Source organism: Streptomyces sp. Z26, assembly GCF_003665095.1.
GTDB lineage: Bacteria > Actinomycetota > Actinomycetes > Streptomycetales > Streptomycetaceae > Streptomyces > Streptomyces phytohabitans.
On sequence record NZ_RCHV01000002.1, the window covers coordinates 1,081,345 to 1,104,964 of the forward strand.

Consider the following 23,620-nt stretch of genomic DNA (forward strand, 5'->3'; position numbering starts at 1 on the left):
GACCCGTGGTCATAGCCGACCGGCACATCCCACGGGCACACACCGGAGGCACAAGCCGGAGGCATCGGGAAGGGACGCGTGAGGTTCGTGCACGACAAGGCGGAGCACCGCAGGAAACCGCGACTGGCCCGGCGCGGGCTGCTGGGCGTGGGACTCGCCGGGGTCGCCGGGCTGGGGGCCTGGGACGTACGGCACTGGTACGGCGGGAGCGGCAGCGGCTCCAGCGGGACGATCCGCGACGCGGGCACCCCGAGCCCCGCCTCCCCGCGCCTCATCGGCGACGGCTCCACCGCCGACACCGGCCCGCAGCCCGGACGGCCGGAGGTCACCAGGCTGGAGCCGGGGGAACGCCCGCCGCAGTTCGTCGTCGTCTCCTGGGACGGGGCGGCCGCGCTGGACGACGGCCTGTTCCCGCGCTTCCTCAAGCTGGCGAAGAAGCTCGACGCGCACATGACGTTCTTCCTGTCCGGCCTCTACCTGCTGCCCGAGTCGCGCAAGTCCCGCTACCGGCCGCCGATGAACCCGGCGGGCGCCTCCGACATCGGCTACCTCAGCGACGACCACATCCGCACCACCCTGGAGCAGATAGCCGCGGCCTGGAAGCAGGGCCACGAGATCGGCACCCACTTCAACGGCCACTTCTGCTCCGGCTCGGGCTCGGTCGCCAAGTGGACGCCGGAGATGTGGCGCAGCGAGATCGACCAGGCCGTCTCGTTCGTCACCGAGTGGCGGACGAACACCGGCTTCAAGGACCTGGACCCGCTGCCGTTCGACTACGGCGAGGAGTTGGTCGGCGGCCGTACGCCGTGCCTGCTCGGCCAGGACAACCTGCTGCCCACCGCGAAGGAGCTGGGCTGGCGCTACGACGCCAGCAGTCCGGGCGGCACCCAGGTCTGGCCGCGGAGGAAGCAGGGCCTGTGGGACCTGCCGTTGCAGGCCGTGCCGTTCCCGGGGCACGACTTCGAGGCGCTGACCATGGACTACAACTTCATGGCCAACCAGTCCGACGGCTCCGGCGACGGCGACCCGGCGGCCCGCCCCACCTGGCGCGAACAGGCCCGCGGCGCCTACCGCGCCGGGTTCCGGCGGGCGTACGGGAGCAACCGGGCGCCGCTGTTCCTCGGCAACCACTTCGAGAGCTGGAACGGCGGCATCTACATGGACGCCGTCGAGGAAGCCCTGCTTGACATGGCTGAGTACGATGAGGTCCGCTTCGTGTCCTTCCGGGAGCTGTGCGACTGGCTGGACGCGCAGAGCCCGGCCGTCCTGCGGAGCCTCCAGGGCCTCGGTGTCGGTGAGGCGCCCGCGCGGGGGTGGGCGAAGACCCCCTGACCGGGTCACCGCCACCGACCGCCACCGGGTCGACCCGCACGTCGCCCCGACCCGGCCCCACGTACCCGCCGTCCCCGTCCCCGTCCCGTAGGCACGCAGAGTTGACGAACGAAAGTGAAGCGGCGCAGCTGTTCGAGGAGCTGTACCCCCCGCTCGCCGGTTGGTGCCGCGGGCTCGTCGACTCCGACGCGCTCGCCCACGAGATCGCCAGCGAGGCGTTCACCCGGCTGTGGTCGCGCTGGTCACGCGTGGACGACACCCGGGCGTACCTCTTCGCCGTCGCCGCCAACCTCGTCAAGGACCACTGGCGGCGGCAGGAACGCGACCGCCGGGCGACCCGGCTCGTACGGAACGCGGAACGGGACGCCGGGCCGCCCCGCATGGAGCACGCGCAGGAGATCCGGGAGATCGTCCAGGCCCTGCCGAAGAAGCTGCGCATCCCCGTGCTGCTGTACTACTACGCGGACCTCCCGGTCGCCCAGATCGCGACGGCGCTCGGGCACAGCACGGGCACCATCAAATCCGACCTTCATCGCGCCCGCGAACTACTGCGATGGGAGCTGAGGGACCTCCGTGAAATCACCTGACGAGCCGCCGCGCGGCGCGCACGGCGGCGGCCCCGGCGACCCCCCGTCCGAGCCGGGACCGGACACCCCGTCCGAGATCCGCGACGCGTTCACCGTGCACGCCGCCCCGCTGCCCGCCCCGCCGGGCGCGTTCGGGGAGATCCGCCGTGCCGCGGCGAGGCGCCGCCGTCGGCGCGTGGCGGTGTGCGGGGCGGTGCTGACGACCTCCTGCGTCGCCCTCGGCGTGGTGTTCGCGCAGCAGTGGACGCCGCCGACGGAGGACGGCCGCGGTCCGGCCGCCACCGCCGACACGCTCCCCACGCCCTCGGACACGTCGGGGTCGACGGTCGGCGGCACCCCGGACCGCAGCCCCGACCCTTCGCCGTCCTCCCCGGCGGCCCCGACGAAGCCGACGCGGACCGCGCCCCCCGACCGCGGTGCGCCGTCCCCCTCGCGGACGGGGTCGGCGTCCGGCGGCGCCGAGGGCGACGACCCGGGGCGTACGGAGTGCGCGAGCGCGGACGTCGGTCTGGAGGTGGCCGGTTCGGAGCAGGCGGCCGGTTCGCGCTACGTGACGGTGCGCCTGACCAGCACCCGTACGACGCCCTGCACGATCACCGGCTACCCGGACGTCGTCCCCGTCACCGCCTCGGGCCGCACCGTCGGGAACGGCGCCGACCACGTCGCCTCGGACGTACGCGCCGTGACCCTGGAGGCGGGCGCCACCGCGCGCTTCGTGCTGAAGGCCGCCAACCCCGACAACTACGACCGCGAGACGTGCGACCCCGCGCCCGCCGCCGCCCTGCGCGTCGCGTGGCCGGGCTCCGAGGGCTCCGACCGGCTGCCGGTGGAGGGGCTGCGGACGTGCCGCTCCGACGAGGTCACGTCCACGCACGTGACCGCCGTCGAGCCCGGCGCGTGACAGGCGTCGCGCCGGGCGTCGTACGGGGTCAGTACAGCGTCAGCCCGTACGCGGCGAGGACCTCCGTCACCGGCTGGTAGTACGAGGCGCCGCCGGACGCGCAGTTGCCGCTGCCGCCCGCCTCCAGACCGAGCGCGGTCGTACCGGAGTACGCGGAACCGCCCCGCTCCCCCGGCTCGGCGCAGACCGTCGTCGCGAACAGCCCGGTCACCGCGCCCTCGGGGTGGTTGATGGTGACGTTGACGGCGGTGACGGTGCCGCACCGTACGCCCGTGGTGGTGCCGGCGCGGCAGACGGCGCGGCCGACGGTGGGCGCGGCGGCCCCCGTGATGTCGATGATCTGGCCGCCGGCGCGGATCTCCCCCGGGTAGGAGAGGTCGGGGTTGGTGTAGCGGATGACGCCGTAGTCGCTGCCCGGGAACTGCGCGCCCGCCGTCACGCCGACCTGCACGGTCAGCGCCGGGTCCGCGAACCACGTCTGGGCCGCCGCCGCGCAGTGGCCGGGCAGCAGGCCGTAGGAGGCGGACGCGTCACGGGCGTTGAAGCCGACGGCGCAGACGGTGCCGCCGCTGCCGTAGAGGACGTCGCCGCCGCGTACGGCGGTCACGTCGGCCGTTCCCACCGCCGCCGCGGGGGCGGCGGGCAGGACCAGCGCGGCGAGCAGGGCGGCGGCGCAGGCGGCGAGCGTACGGATGAGGGTGCGGGTACGGGCGCGGGGTGCGCGGGCGGGTCGGGCCGTACGGGTGGCGGGGCGGGGTCCGCGTCTCACAGTTCCTCCCGGTGCGTGCGGGCTGTGCCTCGGTCCGGCCCCCGCATTGTGCGGGGGCCGGGCACCGGAGCGGTAGCCCCGTACGCGCCGGAAGGGGCGGGAGGCGCGGCCGGAGACGACCTAAGCGAGGTCCGGGAAGGCCGCGGCCTCGACGAAGTCGGGGCGCGGGTCGAGCGCCGCCGCCAGCCGGAAGTGGCGGCGGGCCTCGTCGCCCCGGTCGGCGCGTTGGAGCGTACGGCCGAGGGCGAAGTGCGCGAACGCGTTGTCCGGCTCGCGCTCCAGGACCGTCTGGAACTCGCTCTCGGCCGACCGCAGTTGGGCGCTGAGGAAGTACGCGCGGGCACGGAGCAGCCGGGCCGCCGTGTTCTCCGGGTGCGCGGCGACGACCGGTTCCAGCAGCTTGACGGCGCCGCGCGGGTCGCGGGCCGCGAGCAGTTGCTCCGCCGCGCGGAAGTCGATGACGTGGGTAGAGGCCGTGGACTCGGACACTGAGATCCTCCTGACCTGGTCGGTACGGGGCGGTAACGCGCGCACCGTCCCGCGTATTCCGCTCCGGCCACGGGAGTTCCCGGCCACGGCGCGGGCAACGGCACCGGCTACCGGGCCGGAGCCGCCGCTCAGCCCGCCGCGGCGGACCCCAGCGCGTCCCAGACCTCCCGCACCCGCGGCTCCAGCTCCGCCAGCGGCCCGTCGTTGTCGATCACCACGTCCGCGATCGCCCGCCGTTCCTCGCGGCCGGCCTGCGCCGCCATCCGCGCGCGGGCCTCCTCCTCCGTCATGCCGCGCAGCCGTACGAGCCGGTCCAGCTGCGTCGCGGGGGACGCGTCCACGACGACGACCCTGTCGTAGAGCGGCGCGAGCCCGTTCTCGGTGAGCAGCGGCACGTCGTGGACGACGACCGCGTCCGGCCCGGCCGCGTCCGCCACCTCCGCGGAACGGGCGGCGACCAGGGGGTGCACGATCGCGTTCAGCGCGGCCAGCCGCCCCGTGTCGGCGAAGACGATCGCGCCGAGCTTCGGCCGGTCGAGGCTCCCGTCGGCGGCGAGCACGTCCGTCCCGAACTCCGCGACGACCGCCCGCAGTCCGTCCGTACCCGGCGCCACGACCTCGCGCGCGATCAGGTCCGCGTCCACGATCACCGCGCCGTACGAGGCGAACAGCCGCGACACCTCGCTCTTGCCCGCGCCGATGCCGCCCGTCAGTCCCACCTTCACCATGCGTGCCACGCTATACGGTGCGCGGCGCCAGCTCCGCGACGAGGTCGCCCGCCGTGACCCGGTCCGCCGCCGCCGCGTCGTACGGGCCGGGGAACAGCCGGTACGCCGTGCCCGTCACCCCGTCCGCGACGCCGTCCACGCCGTCATCCGCCGCGCGGTACGCCCCCGTCGGGCCGGGAAGGTCCGCCTCGACGAGCGCGCAGAACGCGCGCGTCCCCGGTGCGAGCGGCGGCTCCGCGCCGCGCTCGACGGCGTCCGGCGACCAGCCCTCGCGCAGGCGCTCGGCGAAGCGGGCGACGGACTCGTCGGGCCGCCGCCGGTAGGTGTGCGTCGCGCCGCCGCCCGCGTCCCGCCGCTCGGGCGGGGCGAACGGCTGCGGCACCCGTACGTGTACGGGCGCGCCCTCGCGCGTACGGGCCGCCGCGTGCCAGCACGCGAGGTCCCACAGCGTGACGCGGGTGCCGGGGCGGTACGCGTCGGCGAGGTCGCGGCCGAGCGCGGCCAGCCGCCGCCGGTAGCGCCACACGTGGTGCCCACCGCCCTCGCCGCCCAGAGTGGCGTCGGTCCACGGCGCCCGCCGCGCCGCCAGGTCGACGGTCATGGGCACGGCGATCCGCGTGTTCCAGAGAAGGTGAGAAGGAAGCACAACCCGGAGCCGCCCCCGCGCACGCCGACCATCCCCCGGGGACGGGCCGTCGCGCACCCGCTTTTCACCGCCCGCCCCGCACCGTGTCCCCGCTGGGGTCCCGCCGCCAAGCCCGGGTCAGCCGCCCTGCGCGCCGCCGCCGGTCGCCCCGCCACCGGTGCCGCCGTCGCCGTCCAGGTCCGCGAGGAAGCGCTCGAAGACGTCCCCCAGCTCGTCCGCCGAGGGCAGCTCCGCGGGCTCCGCGACGAGGTTCCCGCGCGTCTCCGCACCGGACACCGCGTCGTACTGCTGCTCCAACCCCCGTACGACGGTGACGAGATCCTCGTCGCCCTGCGCGAGCTGCCGCTCGATCTCGTTCTGCGTCTTGAGCGCCTCGCCGCGCAGCCGGAGCGCGATGTCCGGCAGGACCAGCCCGGTCGCGGAGGTGATCGACTCCAGTACGACGAGCGCCGCGTCCGGGTACGTCGACCGCGCGACGTAGTGCGGCACGTGCGCCGCGACGCCCACCGTGTCGTGCCCGTGGTCGCTCAGCCGCAGCTCGGCCAGGGCCGCCGCGCTGCCCGGCACCTGCGCCTCGTCGAAGGGCGAACGGTGGCCCGGCACCAGGTCGAGCCGGGTGCCGTGCGGCGTGAGCCCGACGGGGCGGGTGTGCGGGACGCCCATGGGGATGCCGTGGAACGTGACGGACAGCCGCACCCCGGTGCGTTCGACGATCTCCCGGAACGCCTCGGTGAACCGCTCCCACTCCACGTCCGGTTCGGGCCCGGACAGCAGCAGGAACGGGGCGCCGGTCGCGTCCCGTACGAGGCGCAGCTCCAGCCGCGGCGTCTCGTACGCGACCCAGCGGTGCCGCCGGAAGGTCATGGCGGGGCGGCGGGCGCGGTAGTCGACGAGGCGGTCCACGTCGAAGCGGGCCACGGTGACGTGGGGCTGGACGTCCAGCACGTGGTCGACGATCTGGGCGCCGGTGTCACCGGCGTCGATGAATCCCTCGAAGTGGTAGAGCAGCACCAGTCCGGCGCTGTCGGCGCCGTTGATGATCTCGTCGACGGCACGCAGCCCTGCGGGCTCCCACTCGTACAAACCCTTCGGTTCCAGCACGTTGTCAGCTCCTTCGCTCCGTAGGCGCCAACGTGCCGGGAGGCGGCGGCATTCCCGGGAGCGGTGCGCGTACGGGGGTCCGGGGCTTCTTGACGGGGACGCGGGACGGCCGTAGCTTCCGGAGCACCCAAGCGTGTTCATGTCAACGACCGAGGTTCAGGTCGTTGAACTCCCTCTCCCCCACAGCCTGTTCGAGGAGCCCCCATGCGCAGTCGCCGCCGTACCACCCTCGCCTCGGCCGCCGTCGTCGGCGCCGGTGCCGTGCTCGCCACCGGGGCCCTGGCCCTCGGCGCACCCGCCGGGCAGGCCGGTCCGGTCGGCGCCGCCGACGTGGTCGAGGTGTCCGACGCGGCCGGGCTGAAGGACGCGCTCGCCTCGGCGCGGCCGGGCGACACGATCCGGCTGGCCGACGGCACGTACGAGGGCAACTTCGCCGCGACGGCCTCCGGCAGCGAGTCGGCGCCCGTCACCCTCACCGGCTCCGCCGACGCCGTCCTCACCGCGGGCGGCGGCTACGGCCTGCACCTGGACGGCGCGTCCCACTGGAACCTCAGCGGGTTCACGGTGACCGGCGGCCAGAAGGGCATCGTCATGGACGGCGCGAACGGCGTCCACATCGACTCCGTCACCGTGCACGGCCTGGACATGGAGGGCGTCCACTTCCGCGCGTCCAGCTCCGACGGCTCACTCCGCGACTCCACCATCCGCGACACCGGGAACGACGGCCGCGGCATGGGCGAAGGCGTGTACGTCGGGAGCGCGGGCGGCACCGACGACCACAGCGACCGGATCGTGATCGAGGGCAACACCCTCGGACCGGACATCCGCGGCGAGAACGTCGACGTCAAGGAGGGCACCACCGGGACGCGGATCACCGACAACACCTTCGACGGCAGCGGCCTTACCGGGGTCCACTACGACGACTCGTGGGTCGACATCAAGGGCAACGACGTGCTGGTCGAGCAGAACACCGGCACCCGCACCACCAACGACGGCTACCAGGTGCACGAGGTGCAGGGCGGCTGGGGCTGCGGCACCGTCTTCCGCGGGAACGAGTCGGACCTGACCGGCGCCGCCGGGTCGGACCGCTTCGCCATCGACGTCACCAACTACGACGCGCGGGACTGCCCCGCCACCGTGACCGGCGACAACACCGTCACCGGCGGCGACGGCCTCACCAACCCGGGCGTACCCGTCGAGGACTGACCAGCCCGACGCCCCACCCCGTACCGCCCCGCACGCACGACGAGGGCCCCTTCCGTACGACCGTACGGAAGGGGCCCTCGTGACGCTGCTCTCCGCCTCAGCCCGGCGAACGGGCTTCGGACCGGCTCAGCGGCTCAGCTGCGGACAGCTCAGCTCTGGCCTCCGGCCAGCTTCTCGCGGAGCGCCGCCAGCGCTTCGTCCGAGGCCAGCGCACCGGAGTCGTCGGACGACTCCGAGGAGTACGAGCCGCCGCCCTGGCCGCCGCCGGACTGGCCGCCGCCCTGCGGGGTGGAGGAGCCGGAGACGGCACCCTCGGCCGCCGCCTGCTCGTCGGCCTCGCGGGACTTGACGACCTGCGCCTGGTGCTGCTCGAAGCGGACCTGCGCCTCGGCGTACTGCTGCTCCCACTCCTCGCGCTGCTTCTCGTACCCCTCCAGCCAGTCGTTGGCCTCGGGGTCGAAGCCCTCGGGGTAGATGTAGTTGCCCTGGTCGTCGTAGGACGCGGCCATGCCGTACAGCGTCGGGTCGAACTCGACGACGGACGGGTCGGCGCCGAACGCCTCGTTCGCCTGCTTCAGCGAGAGGCTGATGCGGCGGCGCTCCAGGTCGATGTCGATGACCTTGACGAAGATCTCGTCGTTGACCTGGACGACCTGCTCCGGGATCTCCACGTGGCGCTCGGCCAGCTCGGAGATGTGGACCAGACCCTCGATGCCCTCGTCCACTCGGACGAACGCGCCGAACGGCACCAGCTTGGTGACCTTGCCGGGGACGACCTGGCCGATCTGGTGCGTACGGGCGAACTGCTGCCACGGGTCTTCCTGCGTCGCCTTGAGCGACAGGGAGACACGCTCGCGGTCCATGTCGACGTCCAGGACCTCGACCGTGACCTCCTGGCCGACCTCGACGACCTCGGAGGGGTGGTCGATGTGCTTCCAGGACAGCTCCGAGACGTGCACGAGACCGTCGACACCGCCGAGGTCCACGAACGCGCCGAAGTTGACGATGGAGGAGACGACGCCGGAGCGCACCTGGCCCTTCTGGAGGGTGGTGAGGAAGGTCTGGCGGACCTCGCTCTGCGTCTGCTCCAGCCAGGCACGGCGGGAAAGGACCACGTTGTTGCGGTTCTTGTCCAGCTCGATGATCTTGGCTTCGAGCTCCTTGCCCACGTAGGGCTGGAGGTCGCGGACGCGGCGCATCTCGACGAGCGACGCCGGCAGGAAGCCACGGAGGCCGATGTCGAGGATGAGACCACCCTTGACGACCTCGATGACGGTACCGGTGACGATGCCGTCCTCTTCCTTGATCTTCTCGATGGTGCCCCAGGCCCGCTCGTACTGGGCACGCTTCTTCGAGAGGATCAGGCGCCCCTCCTTGTCCTCCTTCTGGAGAACAAGGGCCTCGATCTCGTCACCGACGGCCACGACCTCGTTCGGGTCGACGTCGTGCTTGATCGAAAGCTCGCGCGAGGGGATGACGCCCTCGGTCTTGTAACCGATGTCGAGCAGGACCTCGTCCCGGTCGACCTTCACGATGACGCCGTCGACGATGTCGCCGTCGTTGAAGTACTTGATCGTCTCGTCGATCGCGGCGAGGAAGGCTTCCTCGGAACCGATGTCGTTTACCGCAACCTGCGGGATGGTCACGGTGGTCTCGGTGCTGCTCGTCATGTGGAAAAGGGCTCCGGTACGGACATTGAGTCGTAGGCACTGCCACGCCGAGAACCCGTATCGCATCACATGCAGCCGACCGGGACCTTCGTACAGCACGGGACCCGGGGGACGTACAACGATGAGAGCGCGACCTGCTCTGTCTGAGGAGCGCAGGCTCGCAGCGCAACTTGTAGCATACGGGGGCAGCCGGGCACGGTCAATGCACGAACGAGCACACCAGGGGCGTATTCGCCCAATCCCGGCAGAATTCGCTGGACGGCACCACGCGGCACGGGCCGCGGCCCGCCAGCGTCCCCGCACATTACGACGACGGGCGCGATGAGCCAAGAGGACGAGCCGGAGGCCACGCGCCGTGAGTCCGGCCAGAACGAGACCAGCCGGGCCAACCGGAGTTGGTGGGACCGGAACGCGGACGACTACCAGCAGGAGCACGGCGCCTTCCTCGGCGACCACCGCTTCGTGTGGGGCCCCGAGGGCCTCGACGAGGCGGACGCGGGACTGCTGGGCCCGGCGGCGGAGCTGCGCGGCCGGGACGTGCTGGAGATCGGCGCGGGCGCGGCGCAGTGCGCGCGCTGGCTGGCGGAGCGCGGGGCGCGGCCCGTCGCGCTGGACCTCTCCCACCGGCAGCTCCAGCACGCGCGGCGCATCGGGGAGTCCGCCGACCGTACGGCGGGCGGGGTCGCGCTGGTGGAGGCGGACGCGGCGGCGCTGCCGTTCGCGGCGGGCTCGTTCGACCTGGCCTGCTCGGCGTACGGCGCGCTGCCGTTCGTCGCGGAGCCCGTACGGGTACTGCGCGAGGTGCGCCGGGTGCTGCGGCCCGGCGGGCGGCTGGTGTTCTCGGTGACGCACCCGGTGCGTTGGGCGTTCCCGGACGAGCCCGGCCCGGAGGGGCTGACGCTGGCGGCCTCCTACTTCGACCGCACTCCGTACGTGGAGCAGGACGACTCCGGGGACGCCGTCTACGTGGAGCACCACCGGACCATGGGCGACCGGGTACGGGACGTCGTCGCCGCCGGTTTCCGGCTCGTCGATCTGGTGGAGCCGGAGTGGCCGAGCTGGAACCGCCAGGAGTGGGGCGGCTGGTCGCCGCTGCGGGGCGCGTTCATCCCGGGGACGGCGATCTTCGTGTGCGTGCGGGACTGAACTCCCGCACGGGACACGGCCTGATCCGGACGCGGCCCGGCCCCCGGGGTGAACCGGGGGCCGGGCCGCGTTCCGACGTCGGGACCGGTGACCGTCAGGGCTGGGTGACGGTCAGGTCGATGTCGAGCGTGACGGAGCCGTCGCCGGTGACGAGGCGCAGCTTGAACACGCCGACCTCGGCGTCCGCGGTGATCTCCGGCAGCTTCAGCACGCCGTTCGCGTCCGTCTTCAGCTCGGTCAGAGCGCGTACGGGCTGCTCCTTCTTCCCGAAGAACGGGCCCTTCGTCGCGGGCTTGCCGTCCGCCGTGACCATGGTCGCGGTCATCGGGATGCCCGCGGACGCCTTGCCCTGGTAGGTGGCGCGCACCTCGACCGGGTGGGCGAACACGCCGCCCGCCACCGCCGTGAGCGGGTCGGCGTTCGTCCGGACGACCAGGTCGGCCTGCGGCTTCGGCTCCTCCTTCGGCTTGACCGTGGCGCCGAAGTCGGTGCTCACGCTGCGGCCCACGACCGAGGCGCGCACCGTGAAGGCGCCCGCCTTGCCGCCCGCGCTCAGCTTCGGGGCGACGGCCAGGCCGTCGGCGTCGCTGGTGACGGTGGCCCGCTTCTCGCCGCCGGGGAACGTGGCCTCGGTGCTGCCGACGATCGCGTACTCGACCTCGACGCCCTTGACCGCCTTGCCGTCCTCGCCGGTGGCGCGGGACTGGAAGCGCTTGGCGAAGTCGGTGCCCGCGACGGCCGTCAACTGCCGGTCGCCGACCTGCTTCAGGCCGGTGGCCACCGCCGGGTCCTCGTCGTCCGGGTCCTCGCCGCCGGGCTGGTCGGGCTCGTCGGGCTCGTCGGGCTTGTCCGGCTTTTCACCGCCCGGCTTGTCGCCACCGGGCTTCTCCCCGCCGGGCTTGTCGCCGCCCGGCTTCTGCGAGGGCTTGTCCGGCTTGCCGGAGGGCTTGCCACCGGGGCGGGTGTCGACGCCGGGGCCGTCGCTGTCGGGGAGCGTGCCCTCGCCGTCGGGCACCTGGTGCACGCCCTTGCGGTAGTACTCCAGCCACGACAGCACCGTACGCAGGTACTCCTGCGACTGGTTGTAGCTGAGGACCGCGCGGTCCAGGTCGGCCTTCACGGCCAGGTCCCGTTCGCCCGCGCACAGGTACTCGCCCGCGGCGAGCGCCGCGTCGAAGATGTTGTTGGGGTCGCGGCGCCCGTCGCCGTTGCCGTCCGCGCCCCAGCGCGCCCAGGTCGACGGGATGAACTGCATCGGGCCGACCGCGCGGTCGTACGTCGCGTCGCCGTCGTAGACACCGCTGTCGGTGTCGGTGATACGGGCGAAGCCCGCACCGTTCAACACCGGGCCCAGGATGGGCTTCAGCGTCGTGCCCGCCTTGTCGACGGCGCCGCCGCGCGCCTGCCCGGACTCCACCTTGCCGATGGCGGCGAGGAGTTCCCAGGGGAGGCCGCAGCTGGCGTCGGAGCCCTCCAGGGACTTCTCCGCCTTCTTGTACGCCGCGAGGACCGTCGCCGGGACCCCCGACGCGTCACCCCCGGCGTGCGCCGGGTCGCCGTCGGGTGCCGGGGACTCCAGCGGCGGCAGCTCGGTGTGGTACGAGTCGTCGCCGGGGCCACCGGTGTCGGGCGCCCCGGTGCTCCGGTCGTCCTCGTCGGCGCCGGACCGCACGACGTCGAGGCCCGGGGCCTGCGACGCCGTCAGCGCGGCCATCGCCGCTGCCGCCACTGCGGCGGTGCTCACGCCCTTGCGGAGTCTTGCACCCTGGAACTCGGTGAACTTCGCCGCCGCGTGTCTGCCGCGATATCGCGCCATTGATCAGACCGCCCTCTCCCCTGCGGATCTGCCGACTCCCCATCTCCGGTGACCCTACGACAACCACGGGCCTGAAGTCAGCGCCCGTAGGCGCCCACCGGGGGGCTGGGACCGACTCGTGACGAGGCCGGACAGGCCGTACTCCCCTTGTTCACCGGGGAGTACGGCGCCCGGCGCGCACCGTCACCGGACCACGCCGGGCCCACCGTGACCGTTCCGCGCCGGGATCGCACCGGGGCCGTGCCGGACCGGCGCTCAGTGCGCGGCCGACTCCCAGTCCGCGCCCGAACCCACCGACACGTCGAGCCGCGCGCGGAGTTCGACCGCGCCCGCCATCTCGCGCCGCACCAGCTTCTCCACCTGCTCCCGTTCACCGGGGGCGACCTCGACGACGATCTCGTCGTGCACCTGGAGCAGCATCCGGGACGCCAGCCGCTCGTCGCGCAGCGCCGTGGCCACCCGCAGCATCGCGACCTTGACGATGTCGGCGGCGGTGCCCTGGATCGGCGCGTTGAGCGCCATCCGCTCGGCCATCTCGCGGCGTTGCCGGTTGTCGCTGGTGAGGTCCGGCAGGTAACGGCGGCGACCCATGATCGTCTCCGTGTACCCGATGGCCCGCGCCTCCTCCACCGCCCGGTGCAGGTAGTCGCGCACGCCGCCGAACCGCTCGAAGTACTGGTCCATCAGTCTGCGCGCCTCGTCCGGCGCGATGTTCAGCTGCTGCGAGAGGCCGAACGCCGACAGCCCGTACGCCAGTCCGTACGACATCGCCTTGATCTTGCGCCGCATCTCCGGGTCGACGGCGGTCGTCGGCACGCCGAACACCTGGGAGGCGACGGTGTCGTGCAGGTCCTCGCCGGAGGAGAGTGCCTCCAACAGGCCCTCGTCGTCGGAGAGATGCGCCATGACACGCAGCTCGATCTGGCTGTAGTCGGCGGTGAGCAGCGACTCGTACCCCTCACCGACACGGAAGCCGCGGCGGATCGCGCGGCCCTCGTCGGTCCGCACCGGGATGTTCTGGAGGTTCGGGTCGGTGGAGGAGAGCCGCCCGGTGGCGGCGACCGTCTGGTGGAACGTGGTGTGGATACGGCCGTCGGGCGCGATCGTCTTGATCAGGCCCTCGACGGTGGTGCGCAGCTTCTGCTGCTCGCGGTAGCGCAGCATCAGCACCGGCAGCTCGTGCTCCGTCTGACCCGCGAGCCAGGCGAGGGCGTCCGCGTCCGTGGTGTAGCCCGTCTTGGTCTTCTTCGTCTTCGGCAGGCCCAGCTCGTTGAAGAGGACCTCCTGGAGCTGCTTGGGCGAGCCGAGGTTGAACTCGTGGCCCACCGCGGCGTGCGCCTCCGTGACCGCCTGCTGCACGGCGTCCGCGAACTGCCGCTCCAGGCCGGTCAGCCACTCGCGGTCGGCCGTGATCCCGGCCCGCTCCAGCTCCGCGAGCATCGCGGAGGTCGGCAGCTCCAGGTCGCGCAGCAGTCCCGAGGCGCCGACCTCCTCCAGCCTGCCCTCGAAGACCTCCCCCAGGTCGAGGACCGTACGCGCCTCGCTCATCAGCGCGTCCGCCTCGGCCTGCCCGTCCTCGTCCTCCTCGACGCCGAGCGCGAGCTGACCGTCGCCGTCGGCGGGCGCGGGCGCCAGCTCACGCCCCAGGTACTCCACCGACAGCGCGTCCAGCGCGAACGAGCGGCGGCCGGGCTTGACCAGGTACGCCGCGAGGGCCGTGTCCATCCCGACGCCCGCCACACGCCAACCGTGCTCCGCGAAGACCCGCATCGCGGACTTCGCGTCGTGCAGCACCTTGGGCCGCGCGTCGTCCGCGATCCACGCCGCGAACGCCTTCTCGTCCGACTCGTCCAGCTCCGCCGGGTCGAACCAGGCCGCCGGGCCGCCGACCGCGGCCAGCGCCAACGCGCCCACGCTGCCCGCGCCGAGCTGCCACTCGGCGCGCACCGCCAGGCCGAGCGGCCCGGCCGCGCCGTGCTCCGCCAGCCAGCCGGGCAGCTCGCCGGGGGCGAGCACCCGCCCGTCCACGGCCACACCGGCGGCCGGGGCGGGCGGCTCGTCCTCGACGGCGCCCGGGTCGACGGCGAACAGCCGGTCGCGGAAGTTCTGGTGGCGGAACTCCAGGGCGTCCAGCACGACGGTCAGCGTGTCCCGGTCGTACGGCGCGCGCTCCAGGTCGGCGGGCCCCTCGGGCAGTTCGACGTCCCGCACCATCTCCGTCAGACGGCGGTTGAGCCGCACCGCGTCGAGGTGCTCGCGCAGCTTCTCCCCGACCTTCCCCTTCACCTCGTCGGCCCGCTCGACCAGCTCCGCGAACGAACCGAACTGGTTGATCCACTTCGCCGCGGTCTTCTCCCCGACGCCCGGGATGCCCGGCAGGTTGTCGGAGGGGTCGCCGCGCAGCGCGGCGAAGTCCGGGTACTGCGCGGGCGTGAGGCCGTACTTCTCGTGCACCTTCTCCGGCGTGAAGCGCGTCAGCTCCGAGACGCCCTTCGTCGGATACAGCACCGTGACCCGGTCGCTGACCAGCTGGAACGAGTCCCGGTCGCCGGTGACGATGGAGACGTGGAAGCCCGCCTCCTCAGCCTGCGTGGTGAGCGTGGCGATGACGTCGTCCGCCTCGAAGCCGTCCACCGCGAAGCGCTTGACGCGCATCGCGTCCAGCAGCTCCCCGATCAGCTCCACCTGCCCCTTGAACTCGTCGGGGGTCTTGGACCTGTTCGCCTTGTACTCCGCGAACTCCTCCGACCGCCACGTCTTCCGCGACACGTCGAACGCGACCGCGAAGTGCGTGGGCGCCTCGTCGCGCAGGGTGTTCGCGAGCATCGACGCGAAGCCGTAGATCGCGTTCGTCGGCTGACCGGTGGTGGTGGAGAAGTTCTCCGCGGGCAGCGCGAAGAACGCCCGGTAGGCGAGCGAGTGCCCGTCCATGAGGAGCAGGCGCGGAACGGTGTCTTGCGATGCTGTCTTCGCTGTCTTTGCCACGTCCCGCATACTCCCACGCCCCACTGACAGCGGGCCCCGACGCCGCCCCCGCACGGCCGTCCACAGGCCGGTACGCGCCGTGTCCTCCGGCGCTAGCATCGGAGCATGAGTCGAAAGCCGCCCGCGCACGATCCCGTACAGGACGCACCCGAGGTCGGCGACCCCAAGCGGGCCGCGGCCGGACTGCCCGCCGTGGGGCACTCGCTGCGGCAGGCGCAGCAGCAGATGGGGGTGCGCCGTACGGCGCTCACCCTGCTCCGCGTCAACCAGAAGGACGGCTTCGACTGTCCCGGCTGCGCCTGGCCCGAGCCGGAGCACCGGCACACCGCCGAGTTCTGCGAGAACGGCGCGAAGGCCGTCGCGGAGGAGGCCACGCTGCGCCGGGTGACGCCCGCGTTCTTCGCGGAGCACCCGGTCGCGGAGCTGGCGGAGCGCTCCGGCTACTGGCTGGGTCAGCAGGGCAGACTCACCCGCCCGATGTACCTGCCGGAGGGCGGCACCCACTACGAACCGGTGTCCTGGGAGCGGGCGTTCGACCTCGTCGGTGAGGAACTGACCGCGCTCGACTCGCCCGACGAGGCCGTCTTCTACACCTCCGGCCGCACCAGCAACGAGGCCGCGTTCCTCTACCAGCTGTTCGCCCGCGAGTTCGGCACGAACAACCTGCCGGACTGCTCCAACATGTGCCACGAGTCGTCCGGTTCGGCGCTCACCGAGACCCTCGGCGTCGGCAAGGGCAGCGTCCTGCTGGAGGACATCCACCAGGCGGACCTGATCATCGTCGCCGGGCAGAACCCGGGCACCAACCACCCGCGCATGCTCAGCGCCCTGGAGCGGGCCAAGCAGGGCGGCGCCCGCGTCATCACCGTCAACCCGCTGCCCGAGGCCGGGCTGGAGCGCTTCCGCAACCCGCAGACGCCCCGCGGACTCGTCGGTTCCGGCACCCCCCTCACCGACCTGTTCCTCCAGGTCCGGATCGGCGGCGACCAGGCCCTGTTCCGGGCCCTGAGCCGCCTGGTGCTGGAGGCGGGCGCCACCGACGACGCGTTCATCGACGCGCACACCCACGGCTTCGAGGAGTACGCCGCGACCGCGCGCGCGGCCGACTGGGCGGAGACGCTGCGGGCGACCGGCCTGGAGCGCACGGAGATCGAACGGGCCGCCCGCATGGTCCTCGACTCCGAACGCACCGTCGTGTGCTGGGCGATGGGCCTCACCCAGCACAAGCACTCCGTGCCGACCATCCGCGAGGTCGTCAGCTTCCTGCTGCTGCGCGGCAACGTCGGCCGCACCGGCGCGGGCGTCTGCCCCGTTCGCGGCCACAGCAACGTGCAGGGCGACCGCACCATGGGCATCTTCGAACGGCCCGCGCCCGCGTTCCTCGACGCGCTGGAGAAGGAGTTCGGCTTCGCCCCGCCCCGCGAGCACGGCTACGACGTCGTACGGTCCATCCGCGCGATGCGCGACGGGCAGGCCAAGGTGTTCTTCGCGATGGGCGGCAACTTCGTGTCCGCGTCCCCCGACACGGCCGTCACCGAGGACGCCGTGCGGCGCGCCCGGCTGACCGTGCACGTGTCCACGAAGCTCAACCGCTCCCACTGCGTCACCGGCGCCCGCGCGCTGATCCTGCCCACCCTCGGCCGCACCGAGCGCGACCGGCAGGAGGGCGGCGACCAGTTCGTGACCGTCGAGGACTCCATGGGCATGGTGCACGCCTCACGCGGCCGGCTGGACCCCGCCGACCCGACGCTGCTGTCCGAACCGGCGATCGTGTGCCGCCTGGCACGCCGGGTGCTGGGCGCGGAATCGGCCACGCCCTGGGAGGAGTTCGAACGGGACTACTCCCGGGTCCGCGACCGCATCGCCCGGGTCGTGCCCGGATTCGACGACTTCAACGCGAAGGTCGCACACCCCGGCGGCTTCACCCTGCCGCACGGGCCGCGCGACAGCAGGACCTTCCCGACCGCCACGGGGAAGGCCAACTTCACGTCCGCGCCGCTGGAGTACCCGCCGGTGCCCGAGGGCCGCCTGCTGCTCCAGACGCTCCGCTCCCACGACCAGTACAACACCACGATCTACGGCCTCGACGACCGCTACCGCGGCATCCGCAACGGCCGTCGCGTCGTCCTCGTCCACCCCGAGGACGCGACCGCGCTCGGCTTCGCGGACGGCGACTACGCCGACCTGACCAGCGAGTGGCGCGACGGCGTCGAGCGCACCGCGCCCGGCTTCCGCGTCGTGCACTATCCCACCGCGCGCGGCTGCGCGGCGGCGTACTACCCGGAGACCAACGTCCTCGTGCCGCTCGACGCCACCGCCGACACCAGCAACACACCCGCCAGCAAGTCCGTCGTGATCCGGCTGACCCCGGCACCGGCCCCGGCGCCGGCCGACTGACCCGGGCCAGAGGACAGCGCGCCGCCGCGCTCTGATAGGAATGACGACCGGCACGATCGGTGCACAGGGCAACGGACGGCGGAAGCGGTCCGACGACGGGGAGCGGAGCGCGGCGATGGGCGACCAGGGCACGACGGAGTTCCCCCCGGAGATCGTCGAGGAGTGGCGCGGGTCGGGCGTCGACCTGGCCGCGATGTTCTCCGCCGGTCACCTGGGCGAACGGATGGGCCTGCGCGTCGTCGAGGCCTCGCCCGACCGCGTCGTGGGCACCCTGCCGGTCGAGGGCAACACCCAGCCGTACGGGCTGCTGCACGGCGGCGCCTCCGCCGTGCTCGCGGAGACCCTCGGCTCGGTCGGCGCCATGCTGCACGGCGGCCCGCGGAAGGTCGCGGTCGGCGTGGACCTCAACTGCACGCACCACCGCGCCGTACGCTCCGGCCTGGTCACCGGCACGGCCACACCCGTGCACCGGGGGCGGACCACCACCACGTACGAGATCGCCGTCACCGAGGAGTCCGGGAAGCGCGTCTGCACCGCGCGCCTGACCTGCCTGCTGCGCGACGCGGAACCGCCCGCCGCGAGCTGACCCGCCCGCCCCGGCCGCCGTACGCGCCCGACCCCGGACACCGCCGCACTCCGCGTACGCCCGACCGCCGCACGCCCGCGCCCGTACGCCCGCCGTACGCCCGCCGCACGTCCCCGCGCACCCGCCGGTGCGGGCGAACGCCCCCCCGCACGCCGCACGATCCGCGGTACGGCCCCTGGCCCACGGGCACGCCAGGCGCTAGCTTCCCGCCATGGGGGACACACCAAGCGGACGCGACCACGAGCACGGGCGGACCCACGGGCACGACCACCGGCCGGAACTGGTCCCGGAGCCGGAACCGACACCGGACCACACCACCGAGTACGCGGGCGACCCCGAGGTCCTCGTCACCCACGGCACCCCCGGCCTGGCCGAACGGTGGGCCCTGCTGCCCACCCGCACCCGGCACGCCGTGACCGCCGCCGTGACGCTCGCCGTCGTCGCCGCCGGATCGCTCTTCGCCCTCGACCAACGACCCGTACCGGAACAGGCACCACCGGTTCCGTACCCGGCGGAGATGACGTCGATCACTCTCCGGGAGATCTCCTTCGACGAGGACACCGACCGCGGCCTCACCCTCTCCCTGCGCGCCAGCACCACCGGCGACGCCCCCGTCACCGTCACCCGCGTCGGCACCGGCCGCGGCGGCGTGGACCTGCACGTGGACCCGTCGCCGCCGTTCGTGCTGACCGGCCCGAAGCCGCGCGTACTCACCGTGCGCACGACCGTCGAGACGTGCGAGGGGCTGCCCCTCGACGCCGCCGTCCCCTCGATTCAGGTGACACTGCGTAACGCGCGCGCGGAGCAGAAGTCGACCGTGATCGTCGATGAGCGCTACGCGCGTGCACTCAGCCACCAACTCCGTTCGCTATGCGGACTCCCCTCCGCACGCTGAGTTGCCCTCTGCTAAGCAGAACTGCGGTTTCGCTGTCCGATACACGGGCGTTTCCAGCGCGTAACACACAAGATCCACTAAACATTGCCCGGGGTGGCCCGGGTCATAACAAGAACGTCACATCCTCTCCCCGACTGCTCCCACACCGCCGTCATCGGCCATAGAGTCACGGCCAGTCACCGCGCCGCCAGGCGTGAACCGCTCACCCGGGACGGCGCCGGCCACGGCCGCCCCGACGGGCCGAACGGTCCGCACGCGGAAGTGCGCCGCGCCAGGGGAAAGGACTGATCGTGCGTCAGCGATCCTTGCTCATCATCACCACCGGGGTCACCGTGGGAGCCCTCACGTTGTCCGCCTGCGGGTCCCGCGACGACGACAACGGAGGCGACAGCGGCGGCGGCAACAAGACCGTCACCATCGGGCTCGACGCCCCGCTCACCGGCGACCTCTCCGCACTCGGCGAAGGCATCAAGAACTCCGCCGAACTGGCCGTCAAGACGGCCAACAAGGAGAAGACCGTCGACGGCGTCACCTTCAAGCTGGTCGCCAAGGACGACGCCGCGCAGGCGTCCACCGGCCAGCAGAACGCCACCGAGTTCGCCGGCGACGAGACCATGATCGGCGCCGTCGGCCCGCTGAACTCCGACGTCGGCCAGTCCATGCAGAAGGTCTTCGCCAACGCCGACATGGTCCAGGTGTCGCCCGCCAACACCAACCCCGCGCTCACGCAGGGGAACGACTGGCAGTCGGGCAAGAAGGAGCGTCCCTTCAAGACGTACTTCCGCACCTCCACCACCGACGCGGTCCAGGGCCCGTTCGCCGCCCGCTACCTGTACGGCGAGAAGAAGCTCAAGAGCGTCTACGTCATCGACGACAAGAAGACGTACGGCGCCGGACTCGCGGGCACCTTCGCGGCCGAGTTCAAGAAGCTCGGCGGCAAGGTCGTGGGCACCGACCACGTCAACCCCGAGGACAAGGACTTCGGCTCCGTCGCCACCAAGGTCGCCGCCGCCAAGGCCGACTTCGTCTACTACGGCGGCGAGTACCCGGCCGCCGCACCCCTCGCCGACCAGATCAAGCGCGCGGGCGCCAAGATCCCCACCGTCGGCGGCGACGCGCTGTTCAGCGCCGAGTACATCAAGATCGCCAAGAAGAACGCCGAAGGCGACATCGCCAGCTCCGTCGGCGCCCCGCTGGAGACCCTGGACACCGCCAAGGCCTTCATCAAGAACTACAAGGAAGCGGGCTACGACCAGGCCTACGAGGCGTACGGCGGCTACGCCTACGACAGCACCTGGGCGATCATCGAAGCCGTCAAGAAGGTCACCGAGGACAACGACGGCAAGCTGCCCGACGAGATGGACGAGTCCCGCTCGAAGGTCGTCGAGGCCATGCAGAAGATCACGTTCGACGGCGTCACCGGCAAGGTCGGCTTCGACCAGTACGGCGACACCACGAACAAGCAGCTCTCCCTCTACGAGGTGAAGGACGGCAAGCACGTCCCCATCGAGAGCGGCACCTTCGAAGGCTGACCACCAGCACCACACGCCCAGCCAGCATCGCCAGGGCTCGCGCGGGGGCGCACACCACGCCCCCGCGCAGCCATATCTGACACCCATCCCCGGAGGCCAGCGGTGAACGATCTGCCGCAGCAACTCGCCAACGGCCTGCTACTCGGCGGGCTGTACGGACTCATCGCGGTCGGCTACACGATGGTCTACGGCATCGTCCAGCTCATCAACTTCGCCCACGGCGAGATCTTCATGATCGGAGGGTTCGGTGCGCTGACCGCGTACCTGTGGCTCCCCGAGAACACGAGCCTCGTCATCGCCCTGCCCTTCATGCTCGTGTTCGCCGTCGCCTGCTCCGTCCTCGTCGGCATCGGAGCGGAACGCTTCGCCTACCGCCCCCTGCGCGGCGGACCCAGACTCGCGCCACTCATCACCGCGATCGGCCTGTCCATCGCGCTCCAGCAGGCCATCTGGGCCTTCTACCCCGACGGCACCAAGTCCCGTTCGTTCCCCCAGTTCCACGGCGAATCCCTCGACTTCGGGGCCTTCACCATCGGCCGCGGCGACCTCTTCCTCTTCGTCGCCGCCCCGCTCAGCATGATCGGCCTCGGCTTCTTCGTGTCCAAGACCCGCACCGGCCGCGCCATGCAGGCCACCTCGCAGGACCCCGACACCGCCAAGCTCATGGGCATCAACACCGACCGGATCATCGTCACCGCCTTCGCCATCGGCTCCGCGTTCGCCGCCGTCGCCGCCATCGCCCACGGCCTCAAGTACGGCGAGGTCAACTTCAAGATGGGCTTCATCGCCGGCCTCAAGGCGTTCACCGCGGCCGTCCTCGGCGGCATCGGCAACATCTACGGCGCCATGCTCGGCGGCGTCGTCCTCGGCCTCGCCGAAGCCATGGCCACCGCCTACATCCAGGACATCCCCGGCATGTCCCAGCTCGGCGGCGGCAGCTGGAAGGACGTCTGGGCCTTCGTCCTGCTCATTCTCGTACTGCTGCTGCGGCCACAGGGCCTGCTCGGCGAACGCGTCGCGGATCGGGCGTGATACCCATGACACCCACCACCCCCACCGCCACGGCGGACAAGACGGCCCCCGGCCCCGTGCCCGGCCTCCTCAAACTGCCCGCACACATCGCCCGCTGGGCCACCCTCGCCGGCGCCACCGGCGTCCTGCTCAGCACCTTCCTCGCCTGGACCTGGACCGCGGCGTTCCCCGGCAACCTCACCGTCGACCTCTACCCCGGCGGCCTCCAGGTCCTCGCCCTCACCGGCGCCCTCCTCACCCTGCTGTTCGCCCTCTCCGCACAGGGCGTACGCGGCCTCGGCTGGCTCACCCCCGGCGGCAAGCACTCCCCCGTGCTGCTCCTCGCACTCGGCACCGCCGCCACCACCCTCTACAGCGTCGCCGCCATCGCGCAGAAACTCGGCGGCCTCGTCAACCTCGAACCCGGCGGCTGGATCGCCGGAATCGCCTCCGTCGTACTCCTCGTCGGCGCACTCGGCCTCCCCGCCGACACCCCCGGCGACGCCGTACGACCACCCACCTCACCGCACCAACGGCTGCTGCACAGCTTCAAGGCACCCACACCCGAACGCGGACCCGTACTGCCGTCCTGGGCCGAGATCCTCATCATCGCCGCCGTCGTCGGCGCCGGACTCGAGGTCTTCGCCTACGGCATCAGCACCCCCTACGGCGAACTCTTCATCGGCTACCTCCTCACCACGGGATTCGCCCTCGCCGCCATCACCCGCTCCGGACTCAACCGGCGCCTGTCCGCCGTCACCGCACGGCACCGCAACGTCACCGTCGCCGCCGCCTTCATCGCGGCGTTCATCTTCCCGCTCACCCAGACCAGCGAGGCGTACGCCACCCTCGGCGCGTACATCCTCATCTTCGCCACCGTCGCCCTCGGCCTGAACGTCGTCGTCGGACTCGCCGGACTCCTCGACCTCGGCTACGTCGCCTTCCTCGGCGTCGGCGCCTACGCCGCGGCACTCGTCTCCGGCTCGCCCTACAGCACCCTCGACGTCCAGTTCCCGTTCTGGGCCGCCGTCCTCACCGGCATCGGCGCCTCACTCGTCTTCGGCGTCGTCATCGGCGCCCCCACCCTGCGGCTGCGCGGCGACTACCTCGCCATCGTCACCCTCGGCTTCGGCGAGATCTTCCGCATCGCCATGCAGAACATGGACGGCACCTCGGGCCCCAACGTCACCAACGGCCCCAACGGCATCCCCAACATCCCCGACCTGGAGATCCTCGGCTTCAACCTCGGCGAGGAACACACCATCCTCGGCTTCGAACTCGGCCGCTTCTCCAACTACTACCTGCTGATGCTGATCTTCACCGGCATCGTCGTCCTCGTCTTCCGCCGCTCCGACCAGTCCCGCATCGGCCGGGCCTGGGTCGCCATCCGCGAGGACGAGACCGCCGCACGCGCCATGGGCATCAACGCCTTCCGGCTCAAGCTCATGGCCTTCGCACTCGGCGCGACCCTCGCCGGCATGGCCGGCACCGTGCAGGCACACGTCACCTTCACCGTCACACCCACCCAGTACAAGTTCGTCGAGGTCGTCCCGCCCAACTCCGCGTTCCTCCTCGCCGCCGTCATCCTCGGCGGCATGGGCACCGTCAGCGGACCCCTCATCGGCGCCGCGCTCCTCTACCTCATCCCGGAGAAACTCGAGTTCATGGCCGAGTACCAGCTCCTGCTGTTCGGCATCGCCCTCGTCCTGCTCATGCGCTTCCGGCCCGAAGGACTCGTCGCCGACCGCCGCAAGCAGCTCGAATTCCACGACACCGGCCAACTCGACGTACCCAAGGCCGGACTCACCAAGGCGGGGGTGTGA

At 72.2% G+C, this 23,620-nt stretch carries 19 protein-coding genes; 11 read left to right on the plus strand and 8 right to left on the minus strand.

Translation table 11 applies throughout. The features are described from left to right. The first annotated feature begins 78 nt into the window (after positions 1-78). The 3 genes from D7M15_RS04710 to D7M15_RS04720 all read left to right on the plus strand — a co-directional run bounded on the left by D7M15_RS04710 (position 79) and on the right by D7M15_RS04720 (position 2,820). The gene (locus D7M15_RS04710; RefSeq protein WP_240649130.1) at positions 79-1,332 is read left to right on the plus strand and encodes a hypothetical protein; all 1,254 of its coding nucleotides are present in this window, start codon (positions 79-81) and stop codon (positions 1,330-1,332) included. Positions 1,333-1,433: 101 nt separating this feature from the next. After that, positions 1,434-1,919: a sigma-70 family RNA polymerase sigma factor gene (locus tag D7M15_RS04715; RefSeq protein ID WP_121516329.1), complete on the plus strand. Its 486-nt coding sequence runs from the start codon at positions 1,434-1,436 to the stop codon at positions 1,917-1,919. Next, the gene (locus D7M15_RS04720; RefSeq protein ID WP_121516330.1) at positions 1,906-2,820 is read left to right on the plus strand and encodes a DUF4232 domain-containing protein; all 915 of its coding nucleotides are present in this window, start codon (positions 1,906-1,908) and stop codon (positions 2,818-2,820) included. Before D7M15_RS04715 ends, D7M15_RS04720 begins: the two co-directional genes overlap by 14 nt. 28 nt (positions 2,821-2,848) lie before the next feature. Here the strand turns inward: D7M15_RS04720 and D7M15_RS29350 are convergent, their stop codons facing one another. The 5 genes from D7M15_RS29350 to D7M15_RS04745 form a co-directional block, all read right to left on the minus strand. Then, positions 2,849-3,589 carry a S1 family peptidase gene (locus tag D7M15_RS29350; protein ID WP_276314424.1) on the minus strand — a complete coding sequence of 247 codons (741 nt, stop codon included), beginning with the start codon at positions 3,587-3,589 and terminating at the stop codon, positions 2,849-2,851. 120 nt (positions 3,590-3,709) lie between these two features. Next, entirely contained in the window at positions 3,710-4,078 is a 369-nt protein-coding gene (locus tag D7M15_RS04730; RefSeq protein WP_121516331.1) for a tetratricopeptide repeat protein, read from the minus strand. Between the two features lie 128 nt (positions 4,079-4,206). Beyond that, positions 4,207-4,806: a dephospho-CoA kinase gene (coaE, locus tag D7M15_RS04735; RefSeq protein ID WP_121520218.1), complete on the minus strand. Its 600-nt coding sequence runs from the start codon at positions 4,804-4,806 to the stop codon at positions 4,207-4,209. A 10-nt stretch (positions 4,807-4,816) separates the two neighbouring features. Beyond that, positions 4,817-5,407: a hypothetical protein gene (locus tag D7M15_RS04740; RefSeq protein WP_121516332.1), complete on the minus strand. Its 591-nt coding sequence runs from the start codon at positions 5,405-5,407 to the stop codon at positions 4,817-4,819. Between the two features lie 162 nt (positions 5,408-5,569). Next, positions 5,570-6,553, minus strand: a complete 984-nt coding sequence (locus D7M15_RS04745; RefSeq protein ID WP_121516333.1) for a PAC2 family protein — start codon at positions 6,551-6,553, stop codon at positions 5,570-5,572. Between the two features lie 204 nt (positions 6,554-6,757). Between D7M15_RS04745 and D7M15_RS04750 the strand changes: the two genes are divergently transcribed. Beyond that, positions 6,758-7,759: a right-handed parallel beta-helix repeat-containing protein gene (locus tag D7M15_RS04750; protein WP_121516334.1), complete on the plus strand. Its 1,002-nt coding sequence runs from the start codon at positions 6,758-6,760 to the stop codon at positions 7,757-7,759. A gap of 149 nt (positions 7,760-7,908) precedes the next feature. Here D7M15_RS04750 and rpsA read toward each other — a convergent pair whose 3' ends face one another. Next, complete coding sequence (rpsA, locus tag D7M15_RS04755) at positions 7,909-9,429, minus strand: 30S ribosomal protein S1 (protein WP_121516335.1); 1,521 nt, start codon at positions 9,427-9,429, stop codon at positions 7,909-7,911. A 321-nt stretch (positions 9,430-9,750) separates the two neighbouring features. On the opposite strand from rpsA, the gene D7M15_RS04765 reads away from it, so the two are divergent. After that, positions 9,751-10,575 carry a class I SAM-dependent methyltransferase gene (locus D7M15_RS04765; RefSeq protein ID WP_121516337.1) on the plus strand — a complete coding sequence of 275 codons (825 nt, stop codon included), beginning with the start codon at positions 9,751-9,753 and terminating at the stop codon, positions 10,573-10,575. Positions 10,576-10,669: 94 nt separating this feature from the next. Here the strand turns inward: D7M15_RS04765 and D7M15_RS04770 are convergent, their stop codons facing one another. Beyond that, the gene (locus tag D7M15_RS04770; RefSeq protein ID WP_346428785.1) at positions 10,670-12,319 is read right to left on the minus strand and encodes a lytic murein transglycosylase; all 1,650 of its coding nucleotides are present in this window, start codon (positions 12,317-12,319) and stop codon (positions 10,670-10,672) included. A gap of 327 nt (positions 12,320-12,646) precedes the next feature. After that, positions 12,647-15,385, minus strand: a complete 2,739-nt coding sequence (gene polA, locus D7M15_RS04775; protein ID WP_121516339.1) for a DNA polymerase I — start codon at positions 15,383-15,385, stop codon at positions 12,647-12,649. Positions 15,386-15,481: 96 nt separating this feature from the next. Between polA and D7M15_RS04780 the strand changes: the two genes are divergently transcribed. The 6 genes from D7M15_RS04780 to D7M15_RS04805 all read left to right on the plus strand — a co-directional run bounded on the left by D7M15_RS04780 (position 15,482) and on the right by D7M15_RS04805 (position 23,620). Continuing rightward, the gene (locus D7M15_RS04780; RefSeq protein WP_121516340.1) at positions 15,482-17,773 is read left to right on the plus strand and encodes an FdhF/YdeP family oxidoreductase; all 2,292 of its coding nucleotides are present in this window, start codon (positions 15,482-15,484) and stop codon (positions 17,771-17,773) included. A gap of 115 nt (positions 17,774-17,888) precedes the next feature. Further along, a complete protein-coding gene (locus tag D7M15_RS04785) occupies positions 17,889-18,359 on the plus strand; it encodes a PaaI family thioesterase (protein ID WP_121520220.1) in 471 nt (156 codons plus the stop codon). 211 nt (positions 18,360-18,570) lie between these two features. Next, on the plus strand, positions 18,571-19,254 hold the full coding sequence (locus D7M15_RS04790; protein ID WP_121516341.1) for a hypothetical protein: 684 nt from the start codon (positions 18,571-18,573) through the stop codon (positions 19,252-19,254). A 290-nt stretch (positions 19,255-19,544) separates the two neighbouring features. Further along, entirely contained in the window at positions 19,545-20,786 is a 1,242-nt protein-coding gene (locus D7M15_RS04795) for a branched-chain amino acid ABC transporter substrate-binding protein (protein ID WP_121516342.1), read from the plus strand. A gap of 102 nt (positions 20,787-20,888) precedes the next feature. After that, positions 20,889-21,818, plus strand: coding sequence for a branched-chain amino acid ABC transporter permease (locus tag D7M15_RS04800; protein WP_121516343.1), 930 nt, complete (start codon positions 20,889-20,891; stop codon positions 21,816-21,818). Between the two features lie 5 nt (positions 21,819-21,823). Continuing rightward, entirely contained in the window at positions 21,824-23,620 is a 1,797-nt protein-coding gene (locus D7M15_RS04805) for a branched-chain amino acid ABC transporter permease (RefSeq protein ID WP_121516344.1), read from the plus strand.